Annotated in this window: 6 protein-coding genes; all 6 read right to left on the reverse strand. The window is 47.0% G+C overall.

The window, feature by feature from the left end:
• Nucleotides 1-518: 518 nt before the first annotated feature.
• Nucleotides 519-3,518 carry a glycosyl hydrolase gene (locus Q0502_RS07485; RefSeq protein ID WP_298649139.1) on the reverse strand — a complete coding sequence of 1,000 codons (3,000 nt, stop codon included), beginning with the start codon at nucleotides 3,516-3,518 and terminating at the stop codon, nucleotides 519-521.
• Nucleotides 3,519-3,589: 71 nt separating this feature from the next.
• Nucleotides 3,590-7,207, reverse strand: coding sequence for an alpha-L-rhamnosidase (locus tag Q0502_RS07490; RefSeq protein ID WP_298649142.1), 3,618 nt, complete (start codon nucleotides 7,205-7,207; stop codon nucleotides 3,590-3,592).
• Nucleotides 7,208-7,256: 49 nt separating this feature from the next.
• A complete protein-coding gene (locus tag Q0502_RS07495; protein ID WP_298649143.1) occupies nucleotides 7,257-8,471 on the reverse strand; it encodes a beta-galactosidase in 1,215 nt (404 codons plus the stop codon).
• Between the two features lie 96 nt (nucleotides 8,472-8,567).
• A complete protein-coding gene (locus tag Q0502_RS07500; protein WP_298649146.1) occupies nucleotides 8,568-11,816 on the reverse strand; it encodes a glycosyl hydrolase in 3,249 nt (1,082 codons plus the stop codon).
• Nucleotides 11,817-11,831: 15 nt separating this feature from the next.
• Nucleotides 11,832-13,715 (reverse strand): hypothetical protein, encoded by a 1,884-nt coding sequence (locus Q0502_RS07505; protein WP_298649149.1) that lies wholly within the window; start codon nucleotides 13,713-13,715, stop codon nucleotides 11,832-11,834.
• 245 nt (nucleotides 13,716-13,960) lie between these two features.
• Nucleotides 13,961-16,297 (reverse strand): alpha-L-rhamnosidase (locus tag Q0502_RS07510; protein WP_298649151.1); only part of this gene is annotated, 2,337 nt, incomplete at its 5' end.

A 16,297-nucleotide genomic window follows, 5' to 3' on the forward strand; every position in this document is an offset into this window, starting at 1 on the left:
AGATAAAAATAGATGATATTTTACCGTCTGCTTATATGACGGTACTTCCATATAGGATAATATGAATTTATCCCTTATCGGAATTATTTTCGGACAAGAGAATTTTTTTTGTCGAAAGACATAGAATTTTATTTCGTTAAACGAAGTTAACGGGGGGGGGGGGTAAAATTGTACACCTATCCGTTTCTACAGTAGTAAGATACGGATTCTTTTCCGGAAAAAAGATGCAATTGATCGGTGTCATTTCATTTTTTAAGTTGTACCTGTTATTGGTAAATAATCCGACATGATATCATATTAATAGAGCTGTAATAATTGTTGATGGCAATGAAATCGCACTATTAAGAGTTCTATTCGGTCTTCTTACTTATTTAAAAGATTTTTTCCTGCTTTAAGCATATTACAAAAATAAACGAGTTATATTGTTTATAACTGTAAAAAATGGCATTAAAACTGTATAAAATGGTTTTTTGTGTTAAAATGGATGTGCCGAATATTGTGATTTTTAGAATAACCGATTAATCCTTTATTCCCTTAATCGTTACGGGTCCTAAAAGCCCTGATTTTTCGAGGGGTGAATCGGCCGAATAATGTTTATAGGTAGTAAACGTATAACGTTTGCCTGGTCTTTTCTCCTTGCGGACTATCCAATCCGGCCATTCTCCCTGATGAATGCCGTCGTCAGGTAAATTTTCATCGCCGATCAATCTGTTTATCCACAAATTGGCCACTTTAATCTCCAAAAGATTGTTTTTACTTTTTACCAATGATGTAATATCCAGTTTCCACGGGTATGTCCAGACAGTACCTGCATCTTTCCCGTTTAATTTTACCTGTGCCATGTTTTTTACATCTCCCAGATCGATAAAGCATTTGTTGAATTCCTCCGATGCCCCGGAAGGTAAGTCGAATTCTATGGTGTATGTGGCAATTCCGGAGTAATATTTAATTCCCTCCATAGGATGTTCAGACCAATCGGTTAGAGAATCAAATGCAATATCTTCCGGTCCTCCGAATGTAGGATCGAATGATACATTCCATGTCCCATTCAAGGTTGTAATAACCGATCCGGTATTAAAAAAGGAATCATATCTATTGGATTTATTCTTTTTATCAAAAACAATAAAATAACTTTGGTAAGGCTCAAACTCCAGTATCATGGAGGTGAGATCGTGACTACCTGTAACATCGTCTATGTTGTAAATATTTCCGGTAATCGGGTCCCACAACATTGGACGGGCTTTTCCCACTCTGAAACTACAGTGAGAGGTAATGGGGCTGTCTGTTTTATTGGATAAAAAATAGATATCCCAATCCGGATCCGTTCTGTGGGCATAACGGATATCCTCTCTGTCCGGTTTGAAATCTTCTACCACATCCATTTCCCGAAGTGTCTCTGAGATGATCTCATAATGGGGATATAAGTTATCGGTTTCTTTTGCAAGGACTTCACCCCATGTTATTTTCCCTTTTCCGTAGCGTACCGTTGAAAGCGTCTCCGGCAATTGATGATTGCCCCAAACCATTGCTGCCGTCTCTTTCACTTCTCTGTCGCAATCCGGATACCCGGTGAGACTTGGAGACCGAAGAGGCGGGATTCCTAGGATGTGAGCCCCGTCATTCACCAGCGATTTGATTTTTTTTAATAACTGAGGTGTCATCGTCTGTACGGAAGGTAACACCAGGATACGATATACCGCCCCGCCTGGGAAAACGATCCTGTTATTCTCCACACTCGCCTGATACAATTGACCGGGTGAAACACCGTCGAAGTTATACCCTCTTCTGTCAGGAATGGTATCTGAGCCGGACATTGCGGAAAATGGAGGTTTAAAAACATGGGGCGCCCCTTCCGGCGTTAAAAATAGAATGTCTGCAACATGTCTTCCCTGTTGCAGAATATATTGGCAGCGGGAAACATACTCATGATAGGCATTTACCATGGGCCACCATGTCTGGCTCCGGTCCCAATGTACTCCGTAGGGTCCCATCGTAGCTCCCGGTTTAAGGGAATCATCCAGGAATTGATTTTGAAATGTATGATAGACAAATCGATTGATTCCACTGGCAAAAGCCCAGTCCCCCTGATTTTTCATGACTCCCGGATATTGTTTCCATCCTTCCCCCGGATCAGCAGTGAAAGCTTCAGCTGCAATAAGGGGACTGCCGTTTATATGTCCTATGGATGTGGCTTCTATACAGCTAAACGCCGAATTGAAGCCGAATCCTTTACTCCAGAACTCACACATCGGCATATCGGCAACGGCTCCCAGTTCCAGATCGGCAGTCGGATTCATGTCATAAGGTTCAATGGAAAAATCCATGTTACGTTCTTTCGCATATCGCTTTGCTTCTTTCGCGTGATTTTCAATCACTAACTCCTGTGAGGTTTGACGCAGATCCCAAAGAAACCGCTCGCTGATCTCTCTGTTTTCGACGATGATCCCTGTGATTACAGGATAAAAGTACAACGGGTCATATCCCCTCCGTTTTTTAAATTCCTCCCTGAAATGTTGGCTCCAGTTTTGTGCGCCCATTTCCCAACTATCCATGTGCAGTCTTTTTAATCCTCCTTTTGCGTTTTTCTCAGGTATCCCTGTTTTATTTAACAGAGAGCCGATAAAATGGTGCAAATGTTTGTTGAGCGCGTCCTTGTCAAATTTATCCGATTCGAATCCCAATCCGGGTAATGGAGCGGGTCTGGTGGATGCGCCATTGTTACGGCCAACAAACCGGATGACGGTCCATTCACCGTTGGGAACATCCCAATTCAGCTTTCCGTTTTTATCCATTTTATCTGTCAGCTCAATAATTCTCTTTTTATCGATCCCTTTTCCTTTTAACGCGGGATCAGTTATCCCGGAAATAAAGTAAGGTTTCACTCCTGCCATTGATGTGTATGGAGGGCGGTAATAGAGCGCTTTCTCGTCAATATCATCAATGGAGTCTATCCTGTGGGTATGGGGAAAGGCAAGTACTGCAATATCTTCATAATATGCGGACCACTGATCCTTCATTTCCGAAGGTAACCCAAAAAAGGGTCTTTTTGGGGGTGGGACAGGCAAAGTAATATCAGTCTTTTTACCCCCTTGTATGATAACAGAAGCCCCTACAATATGCTGCATCGATTCTTCGGGCTTTACCCATGGGCCACCGCTTCCTGTCCAGCCGGGGCCCAAACCCAGTGAAATCTCAATCCCTACTCTTTCGGCTTCTTTCACCGCGTGGGCAAACAAGCGCTGCCACTCTTCGCTGAAAAAATCTACATTTCCTCTCGGGACACCTACATTTACCTCAAGATACATCAGGTTTCCTATTCCTGCCTGTTTCATCGATTCAAGATCTTTTGTCAAAGATGCCCTGGTAATATTCCCATCCATAAAATACCAGTATACCCCCGGTTTTGCTGAATCCGGAGGAGATTTAAATCCCTTCCGGAGCAGATCGATATTTTGCGAATTCAAACTCGAAGAGCAGATAAAAAGAAAAGAAAGCAGTAAAGAATTAAGTGTTTTCATTTTTTTACTTTAGTTAGGAAGAGATTATTTTTTCGTAAGAACAACAACCTCTAGGTGGTAATTCGGGACATTTATTTCGTAAATTCGTCCAATACATTGAACCGATATTCCCCTGGCTGGAGTTTCATGATCACTTTCCCGTCATGTTCGCCCAATATCTCGATGAACATGGATGACTCGAGGGGTTTATTCCCTTCCCGTACCTTATCCATGCTCATTGCTTGTAAGTAGAGCGTGGCAGTCGTGTTTGCCGGTACTTTGAAACGGTAGTTACAGATACCTTTATTGACCCTCCAACTGCTCTCGATCCGTCCGTACATCGAGTCGTAATATCCTTTTGCCCACGTCATCTCTCCCGTGGGATCGGGTTCGGGTTGCAGGACAAAATGCTTGAACCCCGGGTGCTTTTCGTCCCGTTCGATTCCTAATGAATGATTGTACATCCACGAACCGATTGCCCCGAACGAGTAATGGTTGAACGAGTTCATGGAGTTATTTCCGCTGAAGCCGTGCTCCCTGGTATAGGAATTGAGGCGCTCCCAGATAGTGGTAGCACCTTGCTCCACGGAATAGAGCCACGAGGGATAACTCGTTTGCTGCAATATCCGGTAGGCAACTTCGGGATACCCCAGGTCGGACAGCACCCTGTTGATCCATGCCGTACCAATAAAACCGCTCATCAGCGAGTAGGGAGCATATACATCGCCTTTACCCCGCGGGCTCTCGTTCCCGATACGTGTTATCAGATGGCTCACCACCTGTTCTTTTATCTCTTCGTTACAAATATCAAATGCCAGGGGGAGCACATATGACGTTTGGGTACCGATCACTTTCCCTTTCCTAGCCGGTTCCCTGAATCCCGAGTGAATGGTTTGGCCCGTCTCGTTGTCGAAATAGGTTCGGTTAAAAAACTGCTTCCGTTCTTCGTGCAGCCTGCCGAACCATTCGGCGTCCCCTGTTTTATTTAACACGGTCGCCACGCGATGCATCAGTTCCAGATCGAATATGAAATAGGCCTCCCATAATAAGGAATTATCGTTGTGGTCTTGCTCCGGCCCAAGCCAGTCGCCAAGGTTACCTTCAGTTAATATCCCCGTGTCGGGATCGATGTATTCCAATAAGTAGTGGATATAGGACTTCATGGCATCGTAATGCTCCGCCAGCATCCTTGTGTCATTGTATTGCAGGTAGCTTTCCCATGCCACGGTAATGCCGGCGCTGCCCCACAAGATCCCGCCAAAACCTCCTCCTACCGGCGCCACGTCGGCAAACCGGCCGTCTTCGCGCTGCGTGTCCCGCATCGCGAGCATATGGCGGCGAAGAAACTGGGGAAGATCGGCCAGATAGGTGGCCGTACGCGAGAAGACGGATATATCGCCGCTCCAGCCCATACGCTCGTTGCGTTGGGGACAGTCGGTGGGTATCGACACGAAGTTGCCCCAAGTGGACCATGTGATGTTCTCCCACAGTTTATTCACTTTGCTGTTGGAGGTTTCATAACCGGACGCCAGCTTGTGGACCGAGCTAAGAACTTCTCCTTTCACCGCCTCCAGGGGCAGCGGCTTCTCTATTCCTGTAATTTCGATAAAGCGATAGCCGTGGAAAGTAAAACGAGGTTGAATGACTTCCTTGCCTCCTTTGGTGAGATAGATATCCTGCGCCAGGGCCCCACGGATATTCTCGAGCATGATCATCCCGGTGTTTTCCTTGAATTCAGGAAGATCGGGATATTTTACTTCCGCGAACCGCAGCTTGATCTCGTTTCCGGGCTGTTCTCCTGTCAGGGCAATCCTCGGTATGCCTACCATATTTTGTCCCATATCATACACATACACCCCGGATCTGACCTCTTCCATGGAGACCGCGGTAAGTTCGTTAATTTTTTTAACGGTTTGCCCGTATTGTCCAATCAGCTTCATACTGGAGAAATCGTTCACGGCCGGCATCCGGTTCTGTTCAATAACTTTATCCTTAACGATGGCCTTTTGCTGATCGACCTCCACCGCTTTTTTCCATTCGGAAGCGTTATACACAATCTCTGACCATCCTTCTATTAACGATTCTTTTCTGGCGTCGTACACTTCCCCCTGGAAGAAACTGCTGTATAAAACCGGCCCATTGTCGAAATGGTACCACGTGCGGGGATCGGTTACCACCGTTTCTTCCGTACCATCGACGTAAGTAATGACCAACTTTGCCAGGAGCGATTGCCGGTCTCCGAACAGGTTCCACAGGTAACCCATGTATGTGATTGCCCCGCTCCACCATCCTTCGCCCATGATCACCCCCAAGGCGTTATCGCCGGCTCGGATACGGTCCGTTACATCGTAAGTTTGGTACATGTGATGTTTATTATATTGCGTCAGGCCGGGATTGAAGTAGTCGTCACCCACTCGTTCGCCGTTCATATACACTTCGTAGATCCCTCTTGTTGTAATGTAGAGGCGTGCTTTCACGACTATTGAAGGGTTAGACGAGAAGGTTGTCCTGAGCATTGGCATCGATTTCCTCTGGATATCGGCTGTTATGAATGCTCCCGCCTCACTACCACTAACATGGTAGGAGTGATCACCGATTACCAGGTTTTTTTTCCCTGCAAAAACGCTTGTCTGCCCGGCATCACCCGGTTTTTCAGAAAACAGAATGTTGTTGGGGACGCGATAGTTGCGTACTTCCACCTCTGAGAACCTTGCCGTTTGGTTCGGCTTTGCCGTGAACCCGATCTCGCAAAGCAACGGGAAACAGATATAATCCCAACTATTTCCCATCGGGTTGATGGTCACGGATCCTGCCTTGTTTGCCTCTTCTTCGCCACCGATATAGAAACCGGTCACACTATACATGGTTTTAAGGTAGATAGTATGTGGGTCGTACCGGTTTTCTCTATTGATAAGTGAAAGTGGAATAGCCAAGCGCTGCAATGGAACTTCTTTATTATCACCGGGGGCATATCCCACGCGATAAATGTTTAAGAAAGCATGTCCGCCCGCGTTCATTCCCGAGATATCCAGCTCCACTTCGACATACGATTCGTCTTTGCCATTCTGCAGGTTGTGGATATTCATGTTTTTGTCCATCAGGCGAGGGTCGTTGGCCCCATAAACAAACCCCGCCTTTGTTGTCCCGCTCTGTTGGTCGAGCTGGAGGGTATAATTGATATTGTACACGGGCAGGTAATCGGGGTGAAGTACCAGATCGTCGTCCCCTCCGCCAATCCATTTCGCACCGCTCCATGCTGTGATGGAAGGGTCCATTAACCCGGTCTCGAACCACGATTCTGCCGATAGCGGCTTATCTTCCCGGTTCCATACCTTCAGTTTCCAATCGTAGCGGGTAGTTGGCTGCAGGGGTTCTCCCGCGTATTCAATGTTTAGCGAAATATTACCTGCCATTTTTCCGGTATTCCACACCTCCTGGCCTGACTCGTGCGTGACGATAATCTGGCAGGCAGATTGCGATTGCCCTTGTTCACGGGAGACCATCCGCCAGCTAAAACGTGGCTTTTCGATGTCAATACCCATGGGGGTTTCTTCATATTCTACCTTTAGCGAATCCAACTTCGTCTCCGAGCAGGCAGCGAATAAAAACAGGAAAGAGAGGGTCACGATCAGGGTGAATATCCCTCTATGCCCTCTACCTAATAAATTGGACAACAAGGGGCAAAAAAGAATTTGTTGAGAGTGATCCATATACTTTCCTGTTATGTTTTGCCGGTGAAGGAACTAAGATGATAACCGATCAGGTCTTTCCCCATCGAAATATTCCGGCTTCCCCCGGTTCGAGTTGAAACAGGGAGTTGTATTTTGCTGCATTTTCAATTGAACCGTCTCTGCGAACGACCTCGACCTTGTCTTTAAATATAATCTGCAAATCCAGTGGTTCAAGGAAACTTCTGTTCACGATAACCAGGTATTGATAATCTCCTTTTTCAAGCAGGGAAACTACCGCTCCGTTCTCTTTTGTATCAAGCGTTTTTACCTGTTCGGGCAATTTCTCCAGTCTTCTTGTACCCACCGGGATAGTGGCACCCGTATGATGAACCGACAATACTTTTGAACCCATAAACACGAAAGCCCTGTTTTGCAGTTCCTTATTTACCTCGCGGACGCGATCGTATACCTGGCTCCGTTTCTTTTCGAGTGTAATGGGTGCTTCGTAAAAGTTCCAGGTAGTTGTATCCGGATTCCAGTAGGTGAAATATTGAAGGTACTGGGCACCATAAGCCAGGTTGCTGTACATTTGCAACCTGAGGTGTGCTGCATTTGGGATAGGATAACTGTCATGGGCAGTGGCAAGCGCAAATGCCCAGAATGGCTTGCCGGATTTACGAGCTTCCGCGGCTATTACTTCCAGATTTTCATACCACCTCTCTCGTAACCGCTCATTCACGATCGGGTAAGAGTCAAAAGATAGGACTTGAATGTCTACTTCTTCAATGAAACGTTGAACATATCTCTCATAGTTATCGCCCAATACGTCGTCCGGGGCGTAATTTGGAAACAGGTTCAGATAGCAATAGTGGGTATTATCCGCGGCCCGTACCTTTTTAGCCCATTTGGCAAGTGCCGGAAAATCGTTACAAGCAGGTTCATCCCGCAGGAAATATCCCGCCAGTCCCGGATGATCCTTCACCTTGTTAACGGTAGCCTCCGGATCTTTTTCCAGTTCCCGACAGGTAAAGATGGATTTTATACCTACCGCCGCTGCCAGGTCAAGTGCCTTTTTCGCATCTTTAAACAGGGAAGTATGGGAGAATGTCAGGTTAAAACCTGCCTCCTTTAGTTCCTGGTAGCGCTCCAACGTGGCATCTTCAGCCGGAATACTATACCATGCCAATATAGGGATTTCATCCTGCGCGTATGTTTTTGGCCCGATTGTCCAAAAGCAGCTACAGGCAAGAATGATAACTGTAAATCTAGACAATAAAACAGCTGAAAATGCGTACTTTTTCACGTTTGTCATCATTTAGTTTTTAGAATTTTGACAATATTCGCACCTGTCGCGGCCGACTTTTTAAAAAATCACGCTGACCTGACATTATGAAAATATTTAATAGTGAACTTTATGAAGGGTTACCGGACCGAATAATCCCGAGGGTTGCAAAGGGCTTTGAGCATTATGCGGATTCACGAGATACCATGTTTCTCGTTGTGCCTCCGGCAGGTTCAAGTCTCCAATAATCCGGTTCATCCAATTATTGACCACTGTAATATTCAATTCATTTTCTCCTGTTTTCACCTGTTCGGTAATATCCAACCGGTAGGGTGGAGTCCAGGCACCGCCCGCGTATGTCCCGTTCACGGTGACTTTTGCCATCGCGGTAAGGTTACCCAGATCGATGAGAATAGTTTCGCCTTCCTGTTTTTCGGGAAGCGTGAATTGAATCGTGTAGGTTGCTTCTCCTGAATAATATTTGATCCGATCGTCGGAGAACGTTGTCCAGTCTTGCAGGGTTTCGAAGATGACCGGTTCTGCCGGGCCTCTCCTGGATGCGTCGAACGTAACTTGCCACGGGCCCCCTAATGCTTCAAGTACCACTGGTTCCGGATAGTTATCCGAGATCGCGGTGAGCGAACCCGACGACGCCCGGTTTCGGAAGACCACGAAAGTACTCTCGTAGGGAGCCAGTTTTATGGGTACGAGCGTCGACTCTTTTCTCTGCTCATAGGCAGGCAGTACCCTGATTGATCCGTTAGTGGCGTCCCACAGTTCCGGTTGCCTGTTCGTTACCCTGAATTCGGGATAAATCTCTTTCTCTTCGTTTGTCTGGTTGGAAAGAAAGTAGATATCAATTCCCTTCAAGGTCCTATGTCCGTAATGGATATTATTGTCTTCCGGAAGTTTACAGTCCGGGATACAATTGATGATCCCGAATGTCTCTTCCATTGTGAGACCGTTTATGATCCGTCCCTTGCCATATTGCCCGTATGTCGTATTTATTCCGTCAACGCCACCCCACAATTCGGCAGCTATCTGGCGTACTTGCTCGTCGGCCTCCGGCTGGTTCTGGAGGCTGGGCGAATGGGTCGGCGGGGGTCCCAGTACCGTTGCACCGTCGCCGACCAGCTTTTTGATCTTTGCCAATACTTCGGGACGCATTGTCTCCTGTTGAGGAAGGACCAGCACTTTGTATTGCGTACCGTGCGGAAGTGTAAGCATCCCGTCTTTTACTTCCATATCCCTTAGTATTACTTCGGCATTCATGTAATCGAACTGGTAGCCTACTGGCAGTGGTGGATCGGCAACCCCGGTCATCTTCGGGGCGTCTTCCCCGATAAAGTATGCCACGTCGGCCACGTTCAATCCCTGTTGCAGCATAAAATTCGATCTTTTCAGGTAGGTAGTGAAGAGATCCAATTGCGGGAACCATGTGTTCTTGCGGTCAAACTCGTTTCCGAACCATGCATTCATGCCGGGGTTTTTATCCTCGTACGGCTGCATGATATAGACGTGCAGCAATGTATTATTGATCCCTTCGGCAAAGAAACGGTCGGTGCGTTGTTTCATCATGGCCGGGTAGCGCGAATAGGCCGGTCCCCCCGAGGTGTTCGACTCCGCCGATATTTTGGTTTTACCGTAGATATGTCCGGCGGAAGAAGCGGCGCGGTTTTCGATATCGCCCAACTCTCCCTGGCTCCAGAACTCTCCCCCGATCTCATCGGACTGGCCGCCGTACATCAGGAACTCACCCGGGAAACCCCAGTGTCCGTAATTCTCCAGCCAGGTGGTAAGGCCGTGTTCATGGCTAACATCTCTTAGTCCACCCACGTAGTCGTATGCCACTTTATCGGCAACCATTCGCCGCATATCCCACAGGAACCGGTCGGATTCCAATTGACTGTTTATTACAAATCCATTGTAAACAGGGAGATAAGGGAGAGGATCGTAACCATACCGTTCTTTGAATTCTATCAGGAAATCATCGGTGAAATTCTGCCCTCCTGTTTCGTAACTATCCTGAACCACCACTTTGAAGGTTTTTCTATCCGCCTCAGGGATCTTTCGTAATATTTCCCCGATGAACCGGTCGAAGTGTTCCGCTACCCATTTCCTGCTCATTTTATCCACTTCAAGGCCGGTTGCTTCGGGAGAAGCGGGTCCGTTTGTCACGAGCGTGGGCGCCATCCCCATCCGCAGAATGGTCCATTCCCCCTCGGGGACATCCCAGGTTAGTACCCCGTCGGAAGAAAGATGATTTGAAATGTCCTGGATGTCATTTCCTTTGAGAACAAGGTCTTTTTCGTCTGTTTCAGGTTGTTCGGACCACATATACGCGTCCCAGTAGGGAAGGGGAGTAGGATGCATCTTTGCCAACGTTTTTTCGCTGTACCTTTCCACTCGCGGTATGGAGCTTAACCGGACCTCTGCCAGCCCGGCTCCGGGGTGAACATTCCTCAACGTTACCCGGAACCCGGTTGCGGATGTTGCCGGAAGAGAGATAACTACCGGGGCATAGGGCTCAAAACCCACATTTAAAGCCGTGTTGGAGCGGTTGATCTCGAACTCTGAAACGGGTTTGAATTCGCCGTTTTCGAGCTTTGCTTCCAGTATAGCCCGCGCATGAAGAGGTGCTTCCGTGATGCGGATAGTAAGACTTCTCGCGGTAAAGGGGGCTTCCGTGCTAAAAGTGATTTGGAATTCCCCGTGATTGGGAAAAGAGATACCGGTTGAGGTGTCCCCGTCGGTGATCTTCGAGAGTCCCGCCACGGAAGGAGTAGATTGTATGGAAGCATTTTGATGGCTTAATACCTTACTCACATCTCCCACAGACGGGAAAGCGATCACTTTCACGTCCTGGAACGATTCCGTTGGTTTTTCCAGGGATTGTTCTATTTTTCGGGGACCTTGCACGGTCAATTCCGAAGAGGCGAGGTATCTCATGGACTCCTCCGGTTTGATCCATGGGCCGCCTGATTGGCTCCATCCGGGAGAGTTAAAGATGCCGATCTCGATATCGAGCTCCGCGGCTGTTTTGAGCGCGAGATGGAGTATTTCCCACCATTCATCGCTGAATATTTTCGTGTTTCCATAGGGAAGGTCGCTTATACCTATATTTCCGATGAATGCACGGTTAATTCCCGCCTCCTTCATGGCATGCAGATCTTTTACCGCTCCCTCCCTGGAGATGTGATCGGAGATCCAGTACCAGTAAACACTGGTCTGAATGGATTCGGGGGGTGTAACGAACCCGCTTTCCAAAGCATCTGAAAGTTGTTTCGAAGTTTTATTCGACACTCCTGAACAAGAAAGGCCGATGATAAGAATCGTTGCCAGTAGATAGTGTACCGTATTTCTCATATTATGCTGTTTTTATTATTTGGTTGAATATACGAAATTAAAACGCCCTCCCGGAGCGGTGTCACCATTCAGGTACCAATCCATCGGATCGCCGTCGTCCTGCATGTTGTCCGACCATTTGAATTCGATATCGAGGCCTCGGGTATCTATTTGCATCGCCGATAGCGGGATTGAGTACATCAATTGATTACCTTCCACCCCGGCTGAAATGATGCCAATCGTACTCCATTGATTTTCAATGTATTTTTGTAGTTGTTTTCCTCCTTCAATCCGGTAATCGTATCCATACCAGCCTGTGTCATGCTTCCTGTCGGTATTGAGAAATAATCTCATCCAGTTATTTCCCTCGTTTTCGGTAATGGTACCCGTTGTTTCGGCATAAAAGTAGAGATTTTCTGCATCTCTTGTCACTTTCATCCTATAGAAGTCGTTTCTACCGGTAGTATTGAGGTACGTTTTCGCGGGATTCGTTTCAGCTCCCGGATGTGCCCGATGCATTACATCGTTTATATAATCCGGGTAAACCGGTTTCACTTCTTCCCAGTCGGCAATCGTCCGGATCGTTTTTGCAGGGCTGGCCAAGGGCTGGGAGGCAACTCCTTTGTACCTGCGGATGTTTGCCACCAACTGCATATAGTAATTATCCTTCAGCCCTGCCGTATAGGTGGGTTCAATATCCCGGCTGTATTCGGGGTCGGCCTGATCAACGAAATAGGAGTGTTCCGGGTTGCCGTCGTGGCTGCCCCATCTTCCCGCGATCCATTCGTTCCATCCGGTAACAAAGATAAAAGGGACATCCTGTGCTAAAGCATAATCCCATTGTTCCTGAAAATTATACCCGTAGCGGATATCGGTCTCGGGATTCCCATGGGATCCATTCCGGTAGCTTCTTCCCCAATTATCCATATTGCCGTAAAAAGCCGAACCCCCCATTCCAGCGGCAGGATTAGGATGTTGTGCGACCGAAACGTTGATGATCTCCCGTTCACCTTTGGAATTTTCATACACACTTTGTGGGCGATTAAAATCGATCCACGGCCACCCGTTTTGCTGTTCCGGTTCATTGGGCCATTGGGCTTCCCTGAAAGTAAAGAACGACTCGTACTCTGTTCCCCTGGCTTCTTTTGTCCTGCCCAACAAGAGAGGCTTCCCTTCCAGGTAATACCAGGTTGACGGATAATAACAGGAGGCCCCTTCTTTGTAAAAAGCGTTGTACACGCGTTGCATCGTTTTCCCTGACGCGGTATTCGTGTAATACACGATAGTGGGAGGATTCTTCCCTTGATCCTGGAGCGATTTGATCGCTTTCATGAGTGCTTCGGACTGTTTTTCATAAATGATCGTGTTCGTAGCGTCCAGGACTAAAAAATCAACACCGGCATCCGTTAATAATTGCATATTCTTGAGGTGAACCCAGTAATCATCCCCACGATAATACCCATACACAGGCTCCCCCCAAAAATAATACGATCCCAGGCTTGTGGAACCCCAATTCGGGTGATCCCTGTCTTTTAGTATCCCGGAATATTGGGGAAGCATCTTATTCAGGTCCCAATGAATTTCGGATGTTTTCGAAGATATATCTCCCTGCCACAGGAAGTAAAACATGGCAACCTGCCGATCTTCCCTTACATCCCCTGCTTCCGCGTTGTCGGGCAGTATGCGCCCCAATTCATCGGTGCCCGCCAAAGGGTGTATCAACTGGAACTCCTCTAACGGAGTTTTTTCATTATCCGTTATGGTTTCAGTTAGGAAGGTGTTTTTTTCGTCGCAGGATGCTCCCATCAATACAATAGTAAGAAAGACCATTAAAAGGCAACGGATTGTCCCGTTGAACGAAAATGAGCAAAAACCCGTTTTCTTTTCATGAAATGTAGAAGTAATCAAACTAAATATCATTATGGCGTTTTTTATTTATTTTCTGTTAATCGTTTTCATTGCATCGAATATAAATTATTCAGATGAGGGTATCCGGTCTCAAAGAAGTGTATTCCTTTTACTTGTGTTGTGAAAATTCAACCGGTCGAATTCTGCCGAATATAAAATAATTTCCAAAAATAATGGATTTTAACTCTCTATACCTTTAAATAATGATATAAATACTGTACTTTTCGCATATCCCCTGCTATCTCTGGGTTGTGGGGTTATATTCCTGATCGTGAAAAGGAAAATTCCACGGAATAAATGCCTCCTGGCAATTCTAAACGGCCTTTTTCTATCTCTTTGAGCTCGTTGTTGACTTTAACTTTGCTTGCCCCTTCCGGATATTCTAAAATAGCCATCGATCCTACCGGAACTTTTGTTTCCATAATCATCTTTTCTTCGAAAAGCTCCCAATTGACCCCTATCTCCCCGTAGGGTGTTTCCTGGGTTGTCCTGGCCCAGGTGACCCCATCCGGAATTTGCGGATCTATCCTGAATCGCTGGTAAGCCACCTCACCATCAATCGTGCGAATACCTCCCACAGCCTGATAAAACCATTGCCCGACACCGTTATAGCAATTATGGATCCGACTTCTTTCCCCGTTCCAATGCTCCCAGGTGGTTGTTGCTCCCTGTTCCAGCATATACAAATATCCGGGGTATGTTTTCTTTTTCAACATGGAGTAGATAAAGTCAGGCTGATCTGCGTTTGCTGCCCATTCCATCATGACCGGTATTCCCACCAGCCCGGTATTCAAGTGGCCGCTGTAGTCGTTCACTGTTCGTTTTATCAATGTGGTTGTAATCCCCTCCTGCAGTTCTGCCGGGACTACACCGGCAAGCAGCGGAAAAATAAGGTCGATCTGGGATCCGGTAGCATATATGCCTTGAAGCGCGTCAAAGAATGTTGCGTGTATTGTTTCATTCAATCGTGCTCTTCTTTCGGAATAATAGCTCGAGTCTTCGTTTTTTCCTAATACTGCCGCAATTTTTTTCATCTGATCGAAACACACGGAAATATAGCAATTATTCACCAGGTCGACAGACCTTTCATCCAAATGGTCCGGATTGCCGACGCCCTCCGGTGTGGCCCAATCTCCCAGGTACCATGCCCTGTAACCAGTGTCGGGCCATCGTTTTAATAATCCGTTCACACTATGGTTATCCACGTATTCCAGCCACTTCTGCATTACAGGATAATATTTTTCCAATACACGTGTATCGCCATAGTGCTGATAGGTATTCCAGGAGGCTGAGATAATGAAACCGCACCAGTACGGGCCTCCCCCCGCGGCGTAGGGATTGGGCGCGGTGTGAGGCATGCTCCCGTCCTCACGGATCACGTCGGCCCATGCCTGAAGCCAATTGCGGTAAAGCGGAGCCAGGTTGAACATGGTCTGGGCGGTTACGGTAGAAGCGTTCCCATCCCCTCCGTAACCCAGTCTTTCTATTTGAGGACAATCTACCAGGTACCCGCCAAGCCCTACGCAACGGAGCGTATAGGCAATCATATCGTGGATATGGTTTAAATCTTCATCCGAACATTCAAATGTAGACGTAAATTCAAAATCGGTATGAATAAGATGGGCTTTTATATCTGTTAAGGGGGGAGCCTGTTCCAGGTTGGAGATTTTTACATAGCGGAACCCGTGATAATTGAATTTGTTTTTAAAAAATTCTGTTCCGCTGCCTGATGCAATATACTTATCCATTTGGCCTTGATTGGCCGGTTCGCCATTCTCATTCAAATGATCGGAATATTCCAAAACAATTTCCTGTGATTTATTCAGGAACGGGAAGGTTATTTCGAACCATCCGGTAAGGCATTTACCCATATCCACCAGAACAGTACTATCGTTGAGGTTTTCTACTTTAACGGGATGGATGGTTTCCCTGATCCTGTTCGCTTCAACCATCTGAGGGGTTGCTTCGTGCTCCGCTACTTCTGCCAGCGAAACTTTTCCCCAAGTCAACTCCTCGGGGACTTTGAAAACTTTATCCCACGTTTCCTGGTTGCCGGTAACGGTCTCCCCCCCGTATCTTCCCGACATCCAGTCGCTGATCCGGCTGTATTCGCTGTCTCTCCCTGCCCAGGATTCATCGGTACATACAACAATCTCTTTTGTTCCTCCGTGAACACGCTCCATTTGTGCCCTTACAGCAGGGCCGTTTCCCGTAACTCCCGGCAACCCTGCGGTGTACCAGCCGCTCCCCAGCCAGATGACCAGATCGTTCTTGCCTGCTTTCAGGGAAGGCGACACATCGTACGTAACGGTCAGGGAGCGCTTGTTAAACTGCGATACGGCCGGAGACAAAACATCCTCGCCTATTCTTTTACCGTTGATAAAGATCTCGTGATACCCGAGCGAATTTACATGTAAAAGATAGGTATCTTGTTTATCAGTTTTGTCAAGGGAAAATGTTTTTCTCAGTTGCGGACTACCATAGAACCCTTTTTCGGAAGGATAGCCGATGTAAGAAGCCGCCCAATCCTCCCTGTCAAGCAATCCGACACCGAATCTTGCAGGTTTGCTCCAGGATGACCCATTGCCGTTTTC

The organism is uncultured Proteiniphilum sp. (assembly GCF_937873925.1).
In the GTDB taxonomy this organism is placed as follows: Bacteria; Bacteroidota; Bacteroidia; order Bacteroidales; family Dysgonomonadaceae; genus Proteiniphilum.

Bases quoted from the DNA above. Each gene is read 5' to 3' on its own strand.
- Q0502_RS07485 (WP_298649139.1), bottom strand. From the start codon at position 3,518: ATGAAAACACTTAATTCTTTACTGCTTTCTTTTCTTTTTATCTGCTCT.
- Q0502_RS07490 (WP_298649142.1), bottom strand. From the start codon at position 7,207: ATGGATCACTCTCAACAAATTCTTTTTTGCCCCTTGTTGTCCAATTTA.
- Q0502_RS07500 (WP_298649146.1), bottom strand. From the start codon at position 11,816: ATGAGAAATACGGTACACTATCTACTGGCAACGATTCTTATCATCGGC.
- Q0502_RS07505 (WP_298649149.1), bottom strand. From the start codon at position 13,715: ATGATATTTAGTTTGATTACTTCTACATTTCATGAAAAGAAAACGGGT.